This is a genomic window from Vibrio sp. sp1 (assembly GCF_016920955.1).
GTDB lineage: Bacteria > Pseudomonadota > Gammaproteobacteria > Enterobacterales > Vibrionaceae > Vibrio > Vibrio alginolyticus.
In genome coordinates, this window is sequence record NZ_CP060589.1 from 2,122,520 (window position 1) to 2,143,326 (window position 20,807).

Consider the following 20,807-nt stretch of genomic DNA (forward strand, 5'->3'; position numbering starts at 1 on the left):
TGGTGTTCCACTTTGTACTGCTGCCCCATCATTGAGACAGTATTAAGCCCCATAGAAAGAAACCACAACTAGGCTAATGTTGTGGTGGTGTGGTTAAATAAACCTAAATTATTGATATGTGAGGTTTTATTTGTTTTTTTTGTCATCATTATAAATATGCTTTTTAATTGATTTCTATTGTAATAAATGCTATAAATTTACAAGTGACACAACAATATTGTTGGGGAGTTTCTAAAGGAATGATACCAGAATTTAATGAGTCGGGTAATTTGCCAGAAGGAGTGCATTTAGCCACGATGGAAGAATTGATCGCACGATTTGGCTACAACCCAAAGCGTGCTTGGTTAATTGATGGACTAAAGCTTCTAATTTCAGCGCTCGAAAGTGCGAACTGTAATTTGGTTTACATCGATGGAAGTTTTGTTACATCAAAGGAAATCCCTGGTGACTATGATTTGTGTTGGAGTCTACATGGTGTCGATGAGTCGAAATTAGATCGTGCACTTATTGATTTTTCTCCATCAGGTAGAAAATACATGTTGCAGAAATATCGAGGCGATATATTTCCTGCAGAATTACCAGAAGGAGGGTCGGGAAAGCTATTTGTCGATTTTTTTCAAACTGATAAAAACACCCTTGAGAAAAAAGGCATTGTGGCAATTCAGATTGGAGGTTCATCATGATTAAAAATAATAAGCAGTTAGCTTTAACCAAAAAACGTATACAAGAGTTTTCTGAAGCAATTGAAAAACTTAATAGAGAAGAGTCTAAATTTTCTCCATTGTTAGCGAAAGCTCAGATTGATGCACTAATGTGTCAGCGTGATGAATTGGTTGAGCAAGCGGAAGAATACGAACTACTGCTATCTGGTGAACTTGCTATTTTTGATGTGAATAGTATTTCTGACCTCCCTAAAGCTCTTATTATGTCTCGTATTTCAATGGGGTTAACTCAAAAAGATCTGGCTGAAAGACTAGGGATGAAAGAGCAGCAAATACAAAGGTATGAAAACACGGAGTATAGCTCCGCAAGTTTTAGTACTCTTGTTTCAATTGTAGATGCTTTAGATTTAAAAATAACAGAAGATGTCTTTTTACCTAAAGATTCTAGAGAGAAAAATATATTAATATCAAAGCTAAATGATGCTGGTTTAGATAGAAACTTTATTGAAAAGAGAATTTCACCTCGTGATTTGATGCCTTTCGAATATGGCCTTTGGGTAGAAAAAACAGTAGAAAAACTTCAATCTATATTTGGATGGAATAAGGATCTTCTATTAGGTGATAGGCCGTTAGTTTTTGGGCGTGATGGATCAATGGTTGCAAGGTTTAAAATGCCAGTAGGTGCTAACGAGCTATATACAAGTGCTTATACGCAATATGCTTATACAATTGCAAATATTGTAGCTAAGTACTGTTCTTTAGAAAAGAAAGACATACCTCAGGATGCTAATGTAGTTAGAGGTGATATTCTAGATAAATATGGCGAGTTAACATTTGAATCAGTTTTATCTTACGCTACTGATCTGGGTGTTCCTGTTATTCCTTTGAACGATTCTGGAGCTTTTCATGGCGCGACTTGGCGTATAAATGGTAGAAATGTAGTTGTACTTAAGCAAAAATCTAGACATACATCAAAATGGATGTTTGATTTACTTCATGAGCTCTACCATGCATCCCAATCACCAGAGCTAGATGAGTTTATAATTGTTGAGCTTAGTGAGACAAGTGAAGAGCGGAGAAATGATCAGGAAGAAATTGATGCTAATAATTTTGCAGCAAGTGTTCTTCTCGGTGAAAAAGCCGGTAGTTATATTGAGCAATGCTTTAAAAATGCAAATGGTAATATTGCTTGGCTGAAAAATTCAGTTATTAAAGTCGCCGAAGAAAACGATTTAGATTGTGGTGTTTTAGCATATCAAGTAGCAAATAAATTGGACTCTATATCCAAACAGACTGGAAAGAAGGTCAATTGGTGGGGAGCTGCAAATAATCTGCAAAGGAATACTTGTGAGCCAAGTAATCTATGCTTTGATCAACTTTCAATAAGTATTAATTTTGACCAAATGGAAGAGTTTGAGAGAGAATTGATTGAGCAAGTATCTGCTGATTAAATATACTTGAAATTAAGGAACATGAAAATTTTCATGATGCGGCGAGAGAGTGACTCCATAACTAGTGGTTGTATAAACTCTTTCATTAGCATTCTCGTTGGAATAGGCAAGGCTATAAATATATAACCTGGTCTTTACTTAGAAAACATGATGCCAGTCAGTATCGCTGACTGGCATTTTTTATTGGGATAATTTTTTATTAGTCTGCTGAATTCGGGAATAAAGGTGAGTTATGTCAATGATGAGAGGCTAACAATTTTCAGCGTATTCACCAATTTGAACGATAACCTTTTCTAATATAGATAGATACTCATAGTTTGCAGTGTATTTAGTCTGAAAGCCATAATCTGCATGGAGTGCTTTAAGGTATTTTCGTTGCTCATTACAACGCTCAGCTATTACTTTATATAAGGTCTTTTGGTTTGTAATATACCGAATCAACTTGAAGATGCTGGCTTGAGAACCTGAAAATTATCATTAATTCGAGATGTCAAAGAGCCTGCGATCTCTGGAAGAGTCACTGCAAAAAATTGGTCTATTGCCGCCTTGAAGTCCCGTTTTCTTTTGAAGTAAACGTTGTTCCTCGACTTCTCATTCATTACTTTCCATAGCCGCTCGATTGGGTTGAGGTTTGGACTGTAAGGTGGAAGATAATGCAGTTCAATATTCAGGACAAACGCCGCATCTTTGACTAAGTCACTGCGGTGATATCCCGCACCATCCAAGATGATATGAAGCTTATGAGCTAAGGGATAACTCTTTCTTAACTCACAGAAAAAGCGAACAATCGATTCACTGTTAATGCTCTCATAGTTGTGAACAATGGTTGCTCCAATATCCGACAAGTTCAGTGCGCCAATAATGTTCAATCGGCTACGATTACCCGTTGTTTCAATCACTTTATCCTGACCAGTTCGTATCCAGCCATGAGATATTTTTGTTGATAGTGTTGGGTGAACTGCGTCGATAAAGACTATCGATTCATCCTTGCCACAGCTTGCCTTTAACGCTTCATAAGCCTCTATAAATGCTTGCTGTTGTGCTTCATCAAACTTGTGTGGTACGCCTTTCGGTTGCTTGTAGCTAAAACCATTGTGGTGAAGCCATTTATTCATACCAGAAACCGTGTAATCCAGTCCAAATGTCTCTTTAACGTAAGTGACAATTTGATGCGTATGAGAATAGGTTTTCTCAGTCAAATGCTCGATTAGGTGCATGGTTTGAGTAGCAGAAAGCTTGCTTTGGCTTCCGCCATTTTCAGGCTTAAGTTTTTCAGAAAGAACGTAGTCGCTGAGATGACGAGCAACGGTCGATTCATGAATACGAAGAGCTTGTGAAATCATAGTCTGACTCCAGCCTTCAGAAGCCAGCAAAACAGCCTTAATACGGTCGCAAACTCGACTATCACGTTCAATGTCGTGCATTTGTTCGAGTTGCAGTTTCTGTTGAGGAGTCAGTGTAATTTTCATGGTTCGTAGCATGCTCCTGATTCTATCGAAAATCAAGCATCTTCAATGATCACGGGTATAGATTTTTCGTATTGAACCTTTAACTCAGATAATTCGCTTTGTGCACTTTTCAATTCCCTAGATAGGTGCTTGTTATCGTTTTCAAATTGAATTTTATGCATTTCTAAGTTTTTAGTTGCTAACTCTAGATTTTTCTTATCCAATTCTGTTTGCACATTGTAGTAGGCTAAACCAAGACTGAAGACCACTGCTCCAACTACAAAGCCTCCAATCCAAAACTCTTTAGTACCAACTCCCTTCAAAACATCTTGAATAGTGGGCGCACTTACTGTCATCAGTTTTCCTTTTTAGTAAAGAGTCAGTGCGACTTAATCTGACTCTATATTGAGGTAGCGTTACTTGGTAGAGGATTTACTCGGCTTTAGGCCTGGAGTGTTGCCTGGCGTTTTTTTGTTATCACGTCGACGTTGATCTGGCTTGCCGGTCGACTTGGCTATTGGTTTTGGTCCTGGTTTCAAACCCATAATTTTATCCTTGTTTATGATGAGGTCATTCCTCACTGTACACTATTTGGTCAATGCTAATGGTTTTCAAGATGTGTATGAAAAATAATCTAAAAATACGCTTAAGGTTCCTTGCTGGTAACTCATGTTTTGATACGCTATCTAAAATGTACAACGACAAGTTGGAGTTACAAGGTGGATAGAGTTGCATCGAGCCCGCGAGTGCTTACTGATGAAGAGAAACAAGAGCTTCGTCGTGACATGGCAGAATCGTCAGCCTGGGCCAAAACTGAACTAAAACGTCGACGAACAGCAAAAAATCAAAAAAATTCTGTGCATGGTATAGATGATGGTATCGATAACGGGCGCTTTTCTAACTAGCTGTTATATAGATTGATTTTCTTGTCATTGATATTCGAGTGGGAGTGACGGGCACTGGCTGGCAATGTCTAGCAACGGCAGGCATTTCGGCTGAGGGTAAAAGAACTTTCCGCTAAGCGATAGACTGTATGTAAACACAGTATTGCAAGGACGCGGAACATGCCTCATGTGGCGGCCAGGACGGCCAGCCGGGATCGGGATACTGGTCGTTACCAGAGCCACCGACCCGAGCAAACCCTTCTCTATCAGATCGTTGACGAGTATTACCCGGCATTCGCTGCGCTTATGGCAGAGCAGGGAAAGGAATTGCCGGGCTATGTGCAACGGGAATTTGAAGAATTTCTCCAATGCGGGCGGCTGGAGCATGGCTTTCTACGGGTTCGCTGCGAGTCTTGCCACGCCGAGCACCTGGTCGCTTTCAGCTGTAAGCGTCGCGGTTTCTGCCCGAGCTGTGGGGCGCGGCGGATGGCCGAAAGTGCCGCCTTGCTGGTTGATGAAGTACTGCCTGAACAACCCATGCGTCAGTGGGTGTTGAGCTTCCCGTTTCAGCTGCGTTTCCTGTTTGCCAGCCGGCCCGAGATCATGGGGTGGGTGCTGGGCATCGTTTACCGCGTCATTGCCACGCACCTGGTCAAGAAAGCGGGCCATACCCACCAAGTGGCCAAGACGGGCGCGGTCACCCTGATCCAGCGTTTTGGATCGGCGCTCAATCTGAATGTTCACTTCCACATGCTGTTTCTCGACGGTGTGTATGTCGAGCAATCCCACGGCTCAGCGCGTTTCCGCTGGGTCAAGGCGCCGACCAGCCCAGAGCTCACCCAGCTGACGCACACCATCGCCCACCGGGTGGGTCGCTATCTGGAACGGCAAGGCCTGCTGGAACGGGATGTCGAAAACAGCTATCTGGCCTCGGATGCGGTGGATGACGACCCGATGACACCCCTGCTGGGGCACTCGATCACTTACCGTATCGCTGTCGGTTCACAGGCGGGGCGAAAGGTGTTCACTTTGCAAACTCTGCCGACCAGTGGTGATCCGTTCGGTGACGGGATTGGCAAGGTAGCCGGGTCCAGCCTGCACGCCGGCGTGGCGGCCAGGGCCGATGAACGCAAGAAGCTCGAACGGCTGTGCCGGTACATCAGCCGCCCGGCGGTATCCGAGAAGCGGCTGTCGTTAACACGAGGCGGCAACGTGCGCTACCAGCTCAAGACGCCGTACCGGGACGGCACCACGCACGTCATTTTCGAACCATTGGATTTCATTGCAAGGCTGGCCGCCCTGGTACCGAAGCCCAGAGTCAACCTAACCCGCTTCCACGGGGTGTTCGCACCCAACAGTCGGCACCGGGCGTTGGTCACGCCGGCAAAACGGGGCAGGGGCAACAAGGTCAGGGTGGCTGATGAACCGGCAACACCAGCACAACGGCGAGCGTCGATGACATGGGCGCAACGGCTCAAGCGTGTTTTCAATATCGACATCGAGACCTGCAGCGGCTGCGGCGGCGCCATGAAAGTCATCGCCTGCATTGAAGACCCTATAGTGATCAAGCAGATCCTTGATCACCTGAAGCACAAAGCCGAAACCAGCGGGACCAGGGCGTTACCCGAAAGCCGGGCGCCACCGGCTGAGCTGCTCCTGGGTCTGTTTGACTGACGAGCCTGAAGGCCAACGATACCAATCAAAATGCTGCGTTCACAGCGCCGCGGCAGGGATCCGCCGTGCTGGTTGTCGGAAAAGGAGCCGCTAGTGGGAAAGAGGAGGGTAAATTTTCAGCGTTGCTGGCTCCCCGTCAGCCGGATTGGGTTGCATCGCAGGGGTGTCGAAAGAGTCAACTGCGGTCCAAAGCTGTTGGACTTGGGTGAAAAGGGCGTTTATTCTTCCTATACGTATGATTCAAACTGCAGATGAGTTACATTTGAAAGAAAAGGTGAAAAAACCAATTGAGAAATTATTGCATGTGCTTAATGCCTCAAATAAAAAATTAATTATTCAATACCGATCATTATGAAACTATCATTAATTGTTGCCATGGATAAAAATTTTGGCATTGGTAAAGACAACGATTTGTTATGGAAATTGCCGGCTGATATGAAATTCTTTAAAGAAACTTCAACAGGTCATGTAGTAATAACCGGACGTAAAAATTATGAATCTATTCCTGAGAAATTTAGACCCTTGCCAAATCGTGAAAATGCCGTTTTAACTCACCAAATCGGCTATCAAGCACCAGGAGCTCATGTCTTTTTTTCACTTACTGAATGTTTAGAGTTCTATAAAAATGAAACCGAAAGAACTGTTTTCATCATTGGTGGGGGACAAATTTATGCAGAAGTTATGCAGCGAAACATCCTTCAAGAAATGTATATCACACAAGTAGATGGAGTGTTTGACGCAGATACTTTTTTTCCTAAATTTTCTGAATCTGAGTGGAATAGTGAAACTGTACTGAAACAGGGTATTGATGAAAAACACGCTTTTGCTTTTGAAATAAAAAAATATACACGTAAATAACTCTAAAACTTACTGTTTTTGTTGAAATGTTTTGTATGTAACGGTTTCAAAACTTCAACGACCTTACTAACTTTGCCTCCTTATGATTTTATGTATAGCTGAAAAACCTTCTGTGGCAAAAGATATTGCCGAAGTAATTGGTGCAAAACAACGCAACAACGGCTTTTATGAAGGAAATGGCTATTGGGTAACCTGGACTTTTGGCCATCTGTGTACATTGAATGAACCCCATGATTACAAAGAAAATTGGAAATACTGGAAATTGGAAGATCTGCCAATTGTACCTAAAAAATTTGGCATTAAACTAATTGATAACGATGGAGTAAAAAGGCAATTTGCTGTTATTGAAAAATTGGTAGCATCTTGTTCTGAAGTCATCAATTGCGGGGATGCCGGGCAGGAAGGGGAGTTGATACAAAGATGGGTATTGGCACCTGGTCAAGAAAGCGGGCCATACCCACCAAGTGGCCAAGACGGGCGCGGTCACCCTGATCCAGCGTTTTGGATCGGCGCTCAATCTGAATGTTCACTTCCACATGCTGTTTCTCGACGGTGTGTATGTCGAGCAATCCCACGGCTCAGCGCGTTTCCGCTGGGTCAAGGCGCCGACCAGCCCAGAGCTCACCCAGCTGACGCACACCATCGCCCACCGGGTGGGTCGCTATCTGGAACGGCAAGGCCTGCTGGAACGGGATGTCGAAAACAGCTATCTGGCCTCGGATGCGGTGGATGACGACCCGATGACACCCCTGCTGGGGCACTCGATCACTTACCGTATCGCTGTCGGTTCACAGGCGGGGCGAAAGGTGTTCACTTTGCAAACTCTGCCGACCAGTGGTGATCCGTTCGGTGACGGGATTGGCAAGGTAGCCGGGTCCAGCCTGCACGCCGGCGTGGCGGCCAGGGCCGATGAACGCAAGAAGCTCGAACGGCTGTGCCGGTACATCAGCCGCCCGGCGGTATCCGAGAAGCGGCTGTCGTTAACACGAGGCGGCAACGTGCGCTACCAGCTCAAGACGCCGTACCGGGACGGCACCACGCACGTCATTTTCGAACCATTGGATTTCATTGCAAGGCTGGCCGCCCTGGTACCGAAGCCCAGAGTCAACCTAACCCGCTTCCACGGGGTGTTCGCACCCAACAGTCGGCACCGGGCGTTGGTCACGCCGGCAAAACGGGGCAGGGGCAACAAGGTCAGGGTGGCTGATGAACCGGCAACACCAGCACAACGGCGAGCGTCGATGACATGGGCGCAACGGCTCAAGCGTGTTTTCAATATCGACATCGAGACCTGCAGCGGCTGCGGCGGCGCCATGAAAGTCATCGCCTGCATTGAAGACCCTATAGTGATCAAGCAGATCCTTGATCACCTGAAGCACAAAGCCGAAACCAGCGGGACCAGGGCGTTACCCGAAAGCCGGGCGCCACCGGCTGAGCTGCTCCTGGGTCTGTTTGACTGACGAGCCTGAAGGCCAACGATACCAATCAAAATGCTGCGTTCACAGCGCCGCGGCAGGGATCCGCCGTGCTGGTTGTCGGAAAAGGAGCCGCTAGTGGGAAAGAGGAGGGTAAATTTTCAGCGTTGCTGGCTCCCCGTCAGCCGGATTGGGTTGCATCGCAGGGGTGTCGAAAGAGTCAACTGCGGTCCAAAGCTGTTGGACTTGGGTGAAAAGGGCGTTTATTCTTCCTATACGTGCCGCGTTCCAGGCGGCGACTATGAGGGCTATGTCGATGCCCATGTGCGCCGGCTGGAGGCGCTACGCCGGGCCGGTATCGTCGAGCGGATCGACGCCGACCAATGGCGCATCCCCGATGATCTGGTCAGCCGTGCCGCCGCCCATGACGCCGGCCGAGACAGTCAGGCCAGCGTTCGCGTCCTTTCCCCGGTCGATCTGAACAAACAGATCGGATCGGACGGCGCGACCTGGCTGGACCGGCGGCTGATCCACGGCGAGACGGCCGACCTTGCGCCAACCGGCTTCGGGCAACAAGTCCGCGAAGCCATGGACCAGCGCCGCGAGCACCATATCGAACAGGGCGACGCCACCCGCAGCCGGGACAGCCGCGTCTTCTACCGGCGCAACCTTCTCGCCATCCTGCGGGAGCGCGAGGTAGCCGGCGTCGGATCGGATATGGCTTTGAGTAAGGGCCTGCCGTTCCGCGCCGCCACGGACGGCGAGAGCGTCAGCGGCAAGTTTACCGGAACCGTGCATCTATCGAGCGGCAAGTTCGCCGTGGTCGAGAAATCCCATGAGTTCACCCTTGTCCCGTGGCGGCCGATCATCGACCGCCAACTCGGCCGCGAGGTTATGGGCATCGTGCAGGGCGGGTCGGTGTCGTGGCAGTTAGGGCGGCAGAGGGGGCTGGAACGCTGAGTGCGCCCATGCCGCATTGCGAAGCAAAAGATAATCGGATAAAATGTAGCAATTCATATTCGTAAGCGTGGAGTAATCAGATGGGAAATTCCAAGTCAGCAGACAAGTAAGCCGCAACAACCAGTATTGTTGTTGCGGCGCTCTGTAAGGCTAGTCTCATCTGATTGCTGACGAGCAGACGTCGCCCGGTATTCCTTAATCGAGGGTTGATTCGTCATGACCACCACACGCCCCGCGTGGGCCTATACGCTGCCGGCAGCACTGCTGCTGATGGCTCCTTTCGACATCCTCGCTTCACTGGCGATGGATATTTATCTCCCTGTCGTTCCAGCGATGCCCGGCATCCTGAACACGACGCCCGCTATGATCCAACTCACGTTGAGCCTCTATATGGTGATGCTCGGCGTGGGCCAGGTGATTTTTGGTCCGCTCTCAGACAGAATCGGGCGACGGCCAATTCTACTTGCGGGCGCAACGGCTTTCGTCATTGCGTCTCTGGGAGCAGCTTGGTCTTCAACTGCACCGGCCTTTGTCGCTTTCCGTCTACTTCAAGCAGTGGGCGCGTCGGCCATGCTGGTGGCGACGTTCGCGACGGTTCGCGACGTTTATGCCAACCGTCCTGAGGGTGTCGTCATCTACGGCCTTTTCAGTTCGATGCTGGCGTTCGTGCCTGCGCTCGGCCCTATCGCCGGAGCATTGATCGGCGAGTTCTTGGGATGGCAGGCGATATTCATTACTTTGGCTATACTGGCGATGCTCGCACTCCTAAATGCGGGTTTCAGGTGGCACGAAACCCGCCCTCTGGATCAAGTCAAGACGCGCCGATCTGTCTTGCCGATCTTCGCGAGTCCGGCTTTTTGGGTTTACACTGTCGGCTTTAGCGCCGGTATGGGCACCTTCTTCGTCTTCTTCTCGACGGCTCCCCGTGTGCTCATAGGCCAAGCGGAATATTCCGAGATCGGATTCAGCTTTGCCTTCGCCACTGTCGCGCTTGTAATGATCGTGACAACCCGTTTCGCGAAGTCCTTTGTCGCCAGATGGGGCATCGCAGGATGCGTGGCGCGTGGGATGGCGTTGCTTGTTTGCGGAGCGGTCCTGTTGGGGATCGGCGAACTTTACGGCTCGCCGTCATTCCTCACCTTCATCCTACCGATGTGGGTTGTCGCGGTCGGTATTGTCTTCACGGTGTCCGTTACCGCGAACGGCGCTTTGGCAGAGTTCGACGACATCGCGGGATCAGCGGTCGCGTTCTACTTCTGCGTTCAAAGCCTGATAGTCAGCATTGTCGGGACATTGGCGGTGGCACTTTTAAACGGTGACACAGCGTGGCCCGTGATCTGTTACGCCACGGCGATGGCGGTACTGGTTTCGTTGGGGCTGGTGCTCCTTCGGCTCCGTGGGGCTGCCACCGAGAAGTCGCCAGTCGTCTAACCGACGACTGGTAGCAGGCCCGCTCCGATGCGGCGCACTAACCATCGAAACCTCGTGAATGTCGGTATCCTGTCTGGCAGGATACCGCTCATTTCCCTTGTTCAGTTCATCGCCGTCGCCGAGCATCTGAATTTTCGGCATGCGGCCAAGGCACTTGGTATCAGCCAGTCGAGCGTCAGCGCGCGTGTGAAAGCGCTGGAGGATAACCTTGGTGTCCTGCTATTTGAGCGCCATGCGCGGGGCGTTCGGCTAACAGACGCAGGCAGGCACTTCATGGAGCGTGTCACGGCGGGTGTCGATCAACTCGATCACGCAGTGAAGACCGCGGAGTGACGGGCACTGGCTGGCAATGTCTAGCAACGGCAGGCATTTCGGCTGAGGGTAAAAGAACTTTCCGCTAAGCGATAGACTGTATGTAAACACAGTATTGCAAGGACGCGGAACATGCCTCATGTGGCGGCCAGGACGGCCAGCCGGGATCGGGATACTGGTCGTTACCAGAGCCACCGACCCGAGCAAACCCTTCTCTATCAGATCGTTGACGAGTATTACCCGGCATTCGCTGCGCTTATGGCAGAGCAGGGAAAGGAATTGCCGGGCTATGTGCAACGGGAATTTGAAGAATTTCTCCAATGCGGGCGGCTGGAGCATGGCTTTCTACGGGTTCGCTGCGAGTCTTGCCACGCCGAGCACCTGGTCGCTTTCAGCTGTAAGCGTCGCGGTTTCTGCCCGAGCTGTGGGGCGCGGCGGATGGCCGAAAGTGCCGCCTTGCTGGTTGATGAAGTACTGCCTGAACAACCCATGCGTCAGTGGGTGTTGAGCTTCCCGTTTCAGCTGCGTTTCCTGTTTGGGGTCGTTTGCGGGAAGGGGCGGAATCCTACGCTAAGGCTTTGGCCAGCGATATTCTCCGGTGAGATTGATGTGTTCCCAGGGGATAGGAGAAGTCGCTTGATATCTAGTATGACGTCTGTCGCACCTGCTTGATCGCGGCCGCGATAGCTAGATCGCGTTGCTCCTCTTCTCCATCCGCGTTCCAAGCTGCGGAAAGGCACCCATAAGCGTACGCCTGGTCGAGCAGGCGACGCGGATCGACGTCCAGCGCACGAGAGAATGCGTCCGCCATCTGTGCAATGCGTCTAGGATCGAGACAAAGGTCGTCTCTGTCAGCCGGATCGTAGAACATATTGGCGGCGCCAAAGCCCACTTCACCGACCAGACCGACGGGATCTATCACCAGCCAGCCGCGACTGGAGAACATGATGTTTTCATGATGCAGATCGCCATGTAGCCCACGCAGTTCCGAGGCATTGCTCATCATTTGATCGGCTATAATCGCCGCGTGGACGTAGTCAGTTTGACAACCTGCGTTTTGATCATCGCGCGCCCGCTGAAACAAAGCTGCAAAGCGATCCCGGATCGGGAGAAGGGCAGAAGGCAGGGGTTCCTCAGATGCGGCATACAGCTTCGCCATTAGTTCCGCTGCAATTTCGGTCGCCTGGTAGTCGCCGTGCTCGGCAACGATGTGAGAGAGCATTCGCTCCCCGGCATATTCGAGCAACATCAGATTGTTCTCACGACCGAGCAACCGGACTGCTCCCCTCCCATTGCGCCATACCAGATAGTCGGCCCCGCGCAGTTCATCAGCAATGTCTTCTATAGGTTTCAATCCCTTGACGATTGCAGGAGTCCCGTCTGGCAATGAAACTTTCCAAACGAGGCTGGAAAAGGTGTCCGCAATGAGAACAGGTTGCGAAACGTGCCAATGAGCAGGAAAAACAGGCGGCATGAACATCAACCCCAAGTCAGAGGGTCCAATCGCAGATAGAAGGCAAGGCGTTCGCGGTCGGGGGCTTCGATCCCCAATACATTGAATAGGACAGCGAAGGCGCGCTCTGCTTCATCTGGCGCTGCCCAGTTCTCTTCGGCGTTAGCAATCATGAGTGCCAAATCGGCATAGCGATCTGCTGTTCCGAGCCGCCCAAGGTCGATCAGACCCGTGCATTGAAGAGTTTTAGGGTCCACCATGAAGTTCGGCATGCAGGGATCACCATGGCAAACAACCATATCGGTGCGCTCTTGGTCGAGCCGCACCGGTAGCTCTCGTTCGACACGAGCCAAAAGATCGAGCTGCGGCGTACTCTTGTCCTCGTCCGGTAAGAAGTCGGGATTGACGGCATTGCGGGACACCACATCAACGGCGCGTCCGAACATTCGCGACAGCCTGCGCTCAAACGGACATTGATCAACCGATAGGCTGTGAACAGCGCCAAGTTGCTGCCCCATTGACGGCCACGCTTTGAGCAAATCCGCTCCAGACAGATCAGCCGCCGGTACTCCCGGAATTGCCGTTATCACCAAGCATGCACCCTCCTGTTCCTCCTGCCAGTTGATGACCTCGGGGCAAGCCACACCTCGACCTTTGAGCCAAATGAGGCGGTCACGCTCTCCAGCGAGCTCACCGCGGCGGGAAGCAGGTGCGATTTTCGCGAAGGCATGCCCGTCACCACGTCGAAAAACAAAATCACCAGATTCTCCGCCTCTGACAGGCAACCAGTCAGAATGCGATTCACCAAAAAAAATATTAGTTCGATTCAATGGAGGTTCCTTCAGTTTTCTGATGAAGCGCGAATATAGAGAAATATCCCGAATGTGCAGTTAACGAATTCTTGCGGTTTCTTTCAGCGCCGCCAATACCGCCAGCCCGTCGCGCAAGGGGCGCGGCTCGTGTGTGCGGATGAAGTCAGCTCCACCTGCGGCGGCGGCAAGCTCTGCAGCGAGTGTCGCGGCCCCGACATCCCCCGGACCACGGCCTGTGAGCGCGCGCAGAAAGGATTTGCGCGAAACAGACAGAAGCACCGGCAAATCGAAGCGCAGCCGCAATTCATCGAACCGCGCCAGCACCGAGAGCGAGGTTTCGGGAGCAGCCCCCAGAAAAAACCCCATGCCGGGATCAAGGACAAGGCGGTTGCGTTTGATACCGGCACCCGTCAGCGCCGCGATGCGCGCGTCAAAGAACGCCGCAATGTGATCCATGATGTCGCCAGCGGGTGCCTCGCGCCGATCTGCCTGCCCGTCTTGCACCGAATGCATAACGACGAGTTTGGCAGATGATTTCGCCAATTGCGGATAGAACGCAGCGTCTGGAAAACCGCGAATATCATTGAGATAGGCCACACCACGCGACAAGGCATAGGCTTGCGTCGCGGGTTGATAACTGTCGAGCGAGACGGGAATGCCATCTGCCTTGAGCGCGTCCAGCACCGGCGCGATACGCGCGATTTCTGTGTCGGACGAAACAGGCGCGGCGTCGGGATTGCTGGATGCCGGACCGAGGTCGATCACATCTGCCCCCTCGGCCATCAGCTTACGCGCCTGCGCAATGGCTGCGTCTGGCGCCAGATACCGGCCTCCATCGGAGAAACTGTCCGAGGTTATGTTGACGATGCCGAAAATGATGAGCGATTTATTCATGGGGGCTTCTATAATAATAATAATCGAGCATGAGTCTCATACGGATGCTCGGGTCGAAAGGGAATCCCCAGGCGAGTAACCTGTTTGCGGTGATCCATTAGCTGCAGGAGCAGAATAGCATACATCTGGAAGCAAAGCCAGGAAAGCGGCCTATGGAGCTGTGCGGCAGCGCTCAGTAGGCAATTTTTCAAAATATTGTTAAGCCTTTTCTGAGCATGGTATTTTTCATGGTATTACCAATTAGCAGGAAAATAAGCCATTGAATATAAAAGATAAAAATGTCTTGTTTACAATAGAGTGGAATAATTTTCCTCTAGACAGTTGAGTTTATAAGAACCAGCCTTCGGGCTGGTTTTTTTGTACTTCAAGTTTGTGAAGAGGTGGCTCAACTTTTTTTTGAGAGATATATATGCGGTTAAATTAAATATATATTCATTTTAATTGTTTAATTATCATAAATGGTATTGCTATGGAACAGGCTGACGTTACCTCTCTCATTCCCATCCTTATTACTCTTTTCCTCGCGCTGACCACAAGAAATGTCGTTGTTGGTTTATTCGCCGGTGTGGTGAGTGGTGTCGCTATGCTTGAAGGGACATTTGTCGAAAAAGGGCCACTAGACTCGTTTAGTGCATTGATGAAAAGCTATCTACTGCCGCAATTAACTGACAGCTACAATGCGGGCGTCATTTTGCTCTTGGTCTTTATTGGTGGCTTTGTTGCCTTGATGGAGAAATCTGGCGGTGGTGTGGCGTTTGCTAAAAAGGTCACTCAATGGGTGGCGAGTAAGTGCCAAGCTCAACTGTCCGCTTGGTTCGGTGGTGTGGTTATTTTCTTCTCTGACCTTGGTACACCGTTGATTGTTGGTCCTGTTTTTCGCCCTTTATTTGATAAGTTAAAAGTATCACGCCAAAAATTAGCTTTTATTATCGACTCTACTTCCTCTCCCGTCGCAATCTTGATCCCTTTTATCGGATGGGGCGTTTACATCATGGGATTGATTCAAAAAGAGTTTACTGCCCTGAATGTCAGTATGAGTGATTGGGATGCTTTCATTGGCGCGATCCCGTATCAGTTTTACGCCTTTCTTGCGATCGCGATTGTGCCGATTGTCTCTTTCTTCAAATTAGATTTCGGACCGATGGCGAAGGCTGAGCAGTTAGCAGAACAGGGCTCCGACTTTGGGAAAGTACAGGAGTCTATGAATGTGTTTACGCATAAAAATGCAAAATCCAGTTTTGTATGGGCGCCTTTGCTCGTTATGCTGGTGGTTCTATGTACCATCCTCGTGCCACACGGTTTTCCATTTCAAAAAGTGGCAGGATCAACGTTTAGGGCTGCACTTTCTTCTGCATATTTCTTCGCGGCCTTCACTTTAATTGCGCTGATGGCGTTTTATGGCGTAAGAAAGCTTTCGGATGGTATTCAGGTTTATCTGAAAGGGATGTCAAACATGATGTCAGTGGCGGTGATTCTGGTATTGGCTTGGGCGCTTAGCTCGGTTGGGAAAGAATTAGGTGCAGCTGCATACATTGCTGAACAAGCTCAAGCCGGTTTCCCTTACTGGTTATTGCCAGCGGTTACGTTTTTACTGGCCGGTATTATCTCGTTCGCTACGGGATCATCTTGGGGGACGTTTGCCATCATGATGCCATTAGTGATCCCAACTGCCGTCGCGATTGATGCACCACTGTTGGTTTGTATTGGTGCGGTATTATCTGGTGGCTTGTTTGGCGATCACTGTTCTCCCATCTCTGAAACTACGATTTTGTCGTCGACAGGAGCGGGGTGTGAACAGTATGAGCACTTCCGTACACAATTACCTTACGCATTACTCAATGGAATGATCGCATTGGGGTGTTTTCTTTTAGCTGGAATCAACGCCTCACCAGTGATTGTGCTTGCCGTAATTATTTCTCAGTGTGTGGTTTATTTTGTGCTGTCTAAACAAAAGTCAACCGCGAAGCTAGAGGTGGTTTCGGCAGAACAATAAAGAGAGAAACATCACAAAGCGGAGGCTCACAGGGTCTCCGCTTTTCTTTTGAGTCAAGGTAACATTTTTCTTGTGACAAAATGTGTGTGAGGACCTATTTATTCATTTTGTCTCGCAGAATCAACGTACTTGGCTCGGTGTTTCGTATATATGATCCACTATATGTCTAGTTATTCCTCGTATATTGTATTGTTGAAATCCGGAGACTAGACATGTTTGCACTCAAACATCTTCCTCTTGCATTGAGTTGTGTCTTAGCAGCACAAGTGAATGCGAGTATGAATATTCAGCCCGATCCGCAAAATCCGAATGGTTATGTTATTGCTCGTGGTGACGTTCAAGCCGTAGAGCAAAGCAAAACTTCTGATCCTATGTATGCCATTTGGTCACAAGCATTAGAGACACGCCCGAACTCAGTAGTTGAAGCGATTGTTCCAGGGGCGACAACCAACCCAGAAAACGTGAAGCGTGTAGAGCGTGTATTCCCCGAAAGTGAGTGGGACTTCCTGACTCAAATGGCGGCACCTGAATACACTTACACGCGTTTCCTACGTGCAATTGGTAAGTTCCCTGCATTCTGTGGTGAGTACACAGACGGTCGTGATTCGGATGCAATTTGTAAAAAATCGATCATGACAGCGTTTGCTCACTTTGCACAAGAAACCGGTGGCCATATTTCGATCGATAACGTATCGGATAATCCGCTAGGGTTGGAAGAGTGGCAGCAAGCTTTGGTTCATGTGCGAGAAATGGGATGGTCTGAAGGGCAAGAAGGTTACACAACAGGTTGTGGTCAAAATGACTGGCAAAACAAACGCTGGCCATGTGAACCTGGACAAGGTTACTTTGGACGTGGTGCAAAACAGCTTTCTTACCATTTTAACTATGGCGCGTTCTCTGAAGTGATGTTTGATGGTGATGCATCTGTATTGCTAAAAAATCCAGGCTTGGTTGCGGATTCGTGGCTGAACTTAGCATCGGCTATCTGGTTCTTCCTAACCCCACAAGCACCGAAACCTGCAATGCTACATGTGATTGACCGTACTTGGGTGCCTTCACAGCGTGAGCTTGATGCTGGCATTGGTTACGGCTTTGGTACCACCATCAACGTGATCAATGGTGGTATTGAGTGTGGTGAGCAAAACAAGGATAAAGGTCAACCTGTTAACCGAATTCGTTATTGGGAAGGTCTTGCCGCCCATTATCAAATTCCAATTGAAGCCGATGAGACCAATACCTGTTGGCAGCAGACGCCTTACGGTAGCTTAAATCTGAATGGTGCGACAGACGTGTTGTACACCAACTGGGATGGAAACTGGAAATACTACTCAGATCGTCCGGGAGGCCACTCTTTTGAATGTGAACTTGTTGGTTTCCAAACGGCTTACTCTGCGCTAGTTGCGGGTGATTATGAGAAATGTGTAACTAACTTCTACCAATCTCATGCGGGTTGGCCAGAAGTTCGTGTAGTTGACAAGTTAGATCCAGTGGATCCGGTCGATCCGCCTGTAGGTGGTGTGGCAGCGTGGGATTCTGGCAAAGTATATAACACGGGGAAACAAGTCTCTTACCAAGGTGCTGTTTACGAAGCGAAATGGTGGTCACAAGGTAATGAGCCAACGAAAGGAGACCCGTGGAAGCTGGTTTCAGGCACTCCTACGGAGCCGCCTACAACGGAACCTGAACCACCGGTGACTGAGCCAGAGCCGCCCGTCACAGAACCTGAGCCGCCAGTAACCGAGCCAGAACCACCAGTGACAGGCAATTTTATTCAGTGGGAGCCGGGTGTAACGCAAGTCGCTAACGGCGATAAAGTGACGTACCAAAACAAATGTTTTGTTGCGAAAAATGGCCCAGGAGTGTGGGAAAGCCCAACGCAAAGCAACTGGTTCTGGGACGAGATTTCTTGTCAGTGATCGAGTAAAAAACAACCTAACCATCTATAAAGACTCTGCTTTTTTGCAGGGTCTTTTTTTATATATGTAGTGGTTTATTTATGGAATCTAAGTTTTCAATAACAGCTTTTCTCTTTTGTTCTGGAGCCCATTAAAATTCGCGCGCATTTTTTATCAACATTTTTGAAAAAAGGTATTTGTACATGTCGACAAAACTGGCTAACCCAGCACCGCTAGGTCTAATGGGTTTCGGTATGACCACTATTCTGCTCAATATTCATAATGCAGGATTTTTCCCAATTGACTCTATGATTCTAGCGATGGGCATCTTTTACGGTGGCCTTAGCCAAGTAATCGTTGGCATCATGTGTTTTAAACGCGGTGATACGTTCGGCACAACTGCGTTTACTTCTTACGGTCTATTTTGGCTAACATTGGTTGGTCTAATCGTAATGCCTCACATGGGTCTTCCTGCAAGCCCTGCAAGCTTTATGGGTTGGTACCTAGCGCTTTGGGGCATCTTCACTGGTTTCATGTTCATTGGTTCTCTATGTTACCCAACAGCGAAGCAAGTGGTATTTGGTTCTCTAACTATCCTGTTCTTCTTGCTTGCTGCTCGTGATTTCACTGGTAGCGAAGTGATCGGTGCTATCGCTGGCTTCGAGGGTATCTTCTGTGGCGCAAGTGCAATTTACTTTGCAATGGCGCAAGTACTGAACAACGAATTTGGTCGTGAAGTATTACCTGTCGGTAAAGCAAAAATCGCTCGTAAAGTTGAAGCGGTTATCGCCTAAGCTGTTACTCATAATGAAGAAAGGGGGATTAACCATTGGTTAATCCCCCTTTTTTATGTCCTCAATCGGACCACTGCTTTTTCTTATTTATGTGATAACGCTATGTTGATGGTTGCTCAACAGTTTCTGCGCTATTGCTGTCTGCCGTTGGTGCTTTACCCGTTTTACGTCGGTACTTATCTTCCCAGTAATCTGCGCCTTTAATGCCCAGTGCAACAGGGTTAAATGTAAAATCGGTCACACCACGTTTTTGTTGCTCTTCGTAGTCGTTCAATGCTTTGAGTGCAGGCTTCGACATAAAGAAGATGATCAAAATACCGATGATGTTTAGCCACGCCATCAGTCCTACGCCTACATCACCCATCGCCCATGCTAAGTTGGCGGTTTTCACGGTTCCGTAGAACACGGATGAAATAATGATGACTTTCAGAATAAACATCAGTCCATTTACTTTGAACGTACGACGAATGTAAGCAATGTTCGTTTCTGCAATGTAGTAGTAAGCCAGAATGGTCGTAAACGCGAAGAAGAATAGAGCGATTGCGATGAATGGCTTACCCACGCCAGGTAGTGCGCTTTCGATCGCCATCTGTGTAAACACAGGGCCATTTGCACCAATATCCGCTGGTAGGTTTTGAACCAGGAATGTACCCTCAATCGCACCATTTACGTTGTACGCGCCAGTGATAAGAATCATGAACGCGGTTGCTGAACACACAAGTAATGTATCGATGTAAATAGAGAAAGATTGAACAAGACCTTGCTGAGCTGGGTGATCAACACTCGCTGCTGCTGCTGCGTGAGGACCAGTACCTTGACCTGCTTCGTTGGAGTAGACACCACGTTTTACACCCCAGCCGATTGCTGCACCAACGCCTGCCATTGGTGTGAACGCGTCACCAATGATCATGCCGAAAATGCGTGGAACCTCACCAATGTTTAGAAGGATGATGACAAACGCAGTAATGATGTAAGCTAACGCCATAAATGGCACAACGACTTGGGTAAAGTTCGCGATACGCTTTACGCCACCAAAAATGATGAAAGCCAAAATGACACAAACAACCGTACCAGTGAAAATTTTAGCAAAACTGAAGGTACCAATAGCGGTTTCAATCATGTCACCTGAGCCAAATGCGGCTTCTACTGCGTTACCGATACTGTTCGATTGAACGCCAGGAAGTAGAACACCACAAGCAAAGATGGTCGCGATAGCAAAGATCCAAGCGTACCATTTTTGTCCCATTGCTTTCTCAATATAGTAAGCAGGGCCACCACGGAACTCGCCTTCGTCTTCTTCTTTATAAATTTGTGCAAGTGTTGATTCTGCGTATGCGGTTGCAGCGCCAAAGAAGGCTACGACCCACATCCAGAATACGGCGCCTGGGCCACCGAAACCGATAGCAGCAGCAACACCAGCAATGTTACCTGTACCTACACGGCCAGACAGTGAAACGGCAAGTGCCTGAAATGATGATATCCCTTTTGTTGAACTCTTCCCTGAAAGTAATAAGCGCCACATCTCAAAGAAGTGACGAATTTGTACAAAACGCGTCATGATTGAATAGAACAAACCTGCGCCAAGGCACAAATAGATCAGTACCGGGCTCCAAATAATTCCATTCAGAAAATCAACTAATGACTGCATGAGTATTTTCCCTGTTAGTTGTGTTTGTGGTTGTTTTTCACACAATACATTACCCTTTATGTAATGCAATTGTTAACTTTTTTAGCTACAAATCCTTTGTAGCGTGATGATGAACACAGAATGGAGAGCAGTTGTTAAAATTTGGTTCTTATTGCTTATTTGCTCCTTTTAGGTAGAAGATTTGTCTGATGATTAATTATGCAGCACATTGTCATTTAAATGT

At 48.6% G+C, this 20,807-nt stretch carries 18 protein-coding genes and 2 pseudogenes; 13 read left to right on the top strand and 7 right to left on the bottom strand.

What is annotated here, in order from left to right:
- Nucleotides 1-167: 167 nt before the first annotated feature.
- The gene (locus H9L11_RS09985) at nt 168-683 is read left to right on the top strand and encodes a hypothetical protein (protein ID WP_239834957.1); all 516 of its coding nucleotides are present in this window, start codon (nt 168-170) and stop codon (nt 681-683) included.
- The gene (locus H9L11_RS09990; protein WP_000594628.1) at nt 680-2,113 is read left to right on the top strand and encodes an XRE family transcriptional regulator; all 1,434 of its coding nucleotides are present in this window, start codon (nt 680-682) and stop codon (nt 2,111-2,113) included. Before H9L11_RS09985 ends, H9L11_RS09990 begins: the two co-directional genes overlap by 4 nt.
- Nucleotides 2,114-2,550: 437 nt before the next feature.
- Here H9L11_RS09990 and H9L11_RS09995 read toward each other — a convergent pair whose 3' ends face one another.
- The 3 genes from H9L11_RS09995 to H9L11_RS23640 are packed head-to-tail and all read right to left on the bottom strand — an operon-like array spanning nt 2,551 to nt 4,106.
- Complete coding sequence (locus tag H9L11_RS09995; RefSeq protein ID WP_001927356.1) at nt 2,551-3,582, bottom strand: IS630 family transposase; 1,032 nt, start codon at nt 3,580-3,582, stop codon at nt 2,551-2,553.
- A 32-nt stretch (nt 3,583-3,614) separates the two neighbouring features.
- A complete protein-coding gene (locus H9L11_RS10000; protein WP_240199925.1) occupies nt 3,615-3,917 on the bottom strand; it encodes a hypothetical protein in 303 nt (100 codons plus the stop codon).
- Between the two features lie 60 nt (nt 3,918-3,977).
- Nucleotides 3,978-4,106, bottom strand: coding sequence for a hypothetical protein (locus tag H9L11_RS23640; RefSeq protein WP_004395831.1), 129 nt, complete (start codon nt 4,104-4,106; stop codon nt 3,978-3,980).
- Nucleotides 4,107-4,280: 174 nt separating this feature from the next.
- Between H9L11_RS23640 and H9L11_RS10005 the strand changes: the two genes are divergently transcribed.
- The 8 genes and pseudogenes from H9L11_RS10005 to H9L11_RS10040 form a co-directional block, all read left to right on the top strand.
- The gene (locus H9L11_RS10005; protein ID WP_000376300.1) at nt 4,281-4,466 is read left to right on the top strand and encodes a hypothetical protein; all 186 of its coding nucleotides are present in this window, start codon (nt 4,281-4,283) and stop codon (nt 4,464-4,466) included.
- A 159-nt stretch (nt 4,467-4,625) separates the two neighbouring features.
- Complete coding sequence (locus tag H9L11_RS10010) at nt 4,626-6,119, top strand: IS91-like element ISVsa3 family transposase (RefSeq protein WP_001120888.1); 1,494 nt, start codon at nt 4,626-4,628, stop codon at nt 6,117-6,119.
- A 345-nt stretch (nt 6,120-6,464) separates the two neighbouring features.
- Nucleotides 6,465-6,977 (top strand): dihydrofolate reductase, encoded by a 513-nt coding sequence (locus H9L11_RS10015; RefSeq protein ID WP_086371372.1) that lies wholly within the window; start codon nt 6,465-6,467, stop codon nt 6,975-6,977.
- Nucleotides 6,978-7,408: 431 nt separating this feature from the next.
- Nucleotides 7,409-8,437, top strand: a pseudogene (locus H9L11_RS10020) (IS91-like element ISVsa3 family transposase); the annotation flags it as partial.
- Between the two features lie 30 nt (nt 8,438-8,467).
- The gene (locus H9L11_RS23530; protein ID WP_001447541.1) at nt 8,468-9,352 is read left to right on the top strand and encodes a DUF3363 domain-containing protein; all 885 of its coding nucleotides are present in this window, start codon (nt 8,468-8,470) and stop codon (nt 9,350-9,352) included.
- A 216-nt stretch (nt 9,353-9,568) separates the two neighbouring features.
- Nucleotides 9,569-10,783: a chloramphenicol/florfenicol efflux MFS transporter FloR gene (gene floR / locus H9L11_RS10030; RefSeq protein WP_000214119.1), complete on the top strand. Its 1,215-nt coding sequence runs from the start codon at nt 9,569-9,571 to the stop codon at nt 10,781-10,783.
- Nucleotides 10,784-10,810: 27 nt separating this feature from the next.
- The gene (locus H9L11_RS10035; RefSeq protein ID WP_001255015.1) at nt 10,811-11,116 is read left to right on the top strand and encodes a LysR family transcriptional regulator; all 306 of its coding nucleotides are present in this window, start codon (nt 10,811-10,813) and stop codon (nt 11,114-11,116) included.
- Nucleotides 11,117-11,227: 111 nt separating this feature from the next.
- Nucleotides 11,228-11,632, top strand: a pseudogene (locus H9L11_RS10040) (IS91 family transposase); the annotation flags it as partial.
- Nucleotides 11,633-11,738: 106 nt separating this feature from the next.
- Here H9L11_RS10040 and H9L11_RS10045 read toward each other — a convergent pair.
- The 3 genes from H9L11_RS10045 to sul2 are packed head-to-tail and all read right to left on the bottom strand — an operon-like array spanning nt 11,739 to nt 14,254.
- Nucleotides 11,739-12,575 (bottom strand): aminoglycoside O-phosphotransferase APH(6)-Id, encoded by an 837-nt coding sequence (locus H9L11_RS10045; protein ID WP_000480968.1) that lies wholly within the window; start codon nt 12,573-12,575, stop codon nt 11,739-11,741.
- Nucleotides 12,575-13,378, bottom strand: a complete 804-nt coding sequence (aph(3'')-Ib, locus tag H9L11_RS10050) for an aminoglycoside O-phosphotransferase APH(3'')-Ib (protein WP_001082319.1) — start codon at nt 13,376-13,378, stop codon at nt 12,575-12,577. The genes H9L11_RS10045 and aph(3'')-Ib overlap by 1 nt, the downstream gene beginning before the upstream one ends.
- A gap of 60 nt (nt 13,379-13,438) precedes the next feature.
- The gene (sul2, locus tag H9L11_RS10055) at nt 13,439-14,254 is read right to left on the bottom strand and encodes a sulfonamide-resistant dihydropteroate synthase Sul2 (protein WP_001043260.1); all 816 of its coding nucleotides are present in this window, start codon (nt 14,252-14,254) and stop codon (nt 13,439-13,441) included.
- Between the two features lie 469 nt (nt 14,255-14,723).
- On the opposite strand from sul2, the gene H9L11_RS10060 reads away from it, so the two are divergent.
- From H9L11_RS10060 to H9L11_RS10070, 3 genes are all read left to right on the top strand, one after another.
- The gene (locus tag H9L11_RS10060) at nt 14,724-16,247 is read left to right on the top strand and encodes a Na+/H+ antiporter NhaC family protein (RefSeq protein WP_205390728.1); all 1,524 of its coding nucleotides are present in this window, start codon (nt 14,724-14,726) and stop codon (nt 16,245-16,247) included.
- A 212-nt stretch (nt 16,248-16,459) separates the two neighbouring features.
- Complete coding sequence (locus H9L11_RS10065) at nt 16,460-18,163, top strand: chitinase (protein WP_205390729.1); 1,704 nt, start codon at nt 16,460-16,462, stop codon at nt 18,161-18,163.
- Nucleotides 18,164-18,345: 182 nt separating this feature from the next.
- On the top strand, nt 18,346-18,936 hold the full coding sequence (locus H9L11_RS10070; protein WP_005381682.1) for a GPR1/FUN34/YaaH family transporter: 591 nt from the start codon (nt 18,346-18,348) through the stop codon (nt 18,934-18,936).
- Nucleotides 18,937-19,036: 100 nt separating this feature from the next.
- Here the strand turns inward: H9L11_RS10070 and H9L11_RS10075 are convergent, their stop codons facing one another.
- Nucleotides 19,037-20,584, bottom strand: a complete 1,548-nt coding sequence (locus H9L11_RS10075) for an alanine/glycine:cation symporter family protein (protein ID WP_005381681.1) — start codon at nt 20,582-20,584, stop codon at nt 19,037-19,039.
- Nucleotides 20,585-20,807 lie beyond the last annotated feature (223 nt).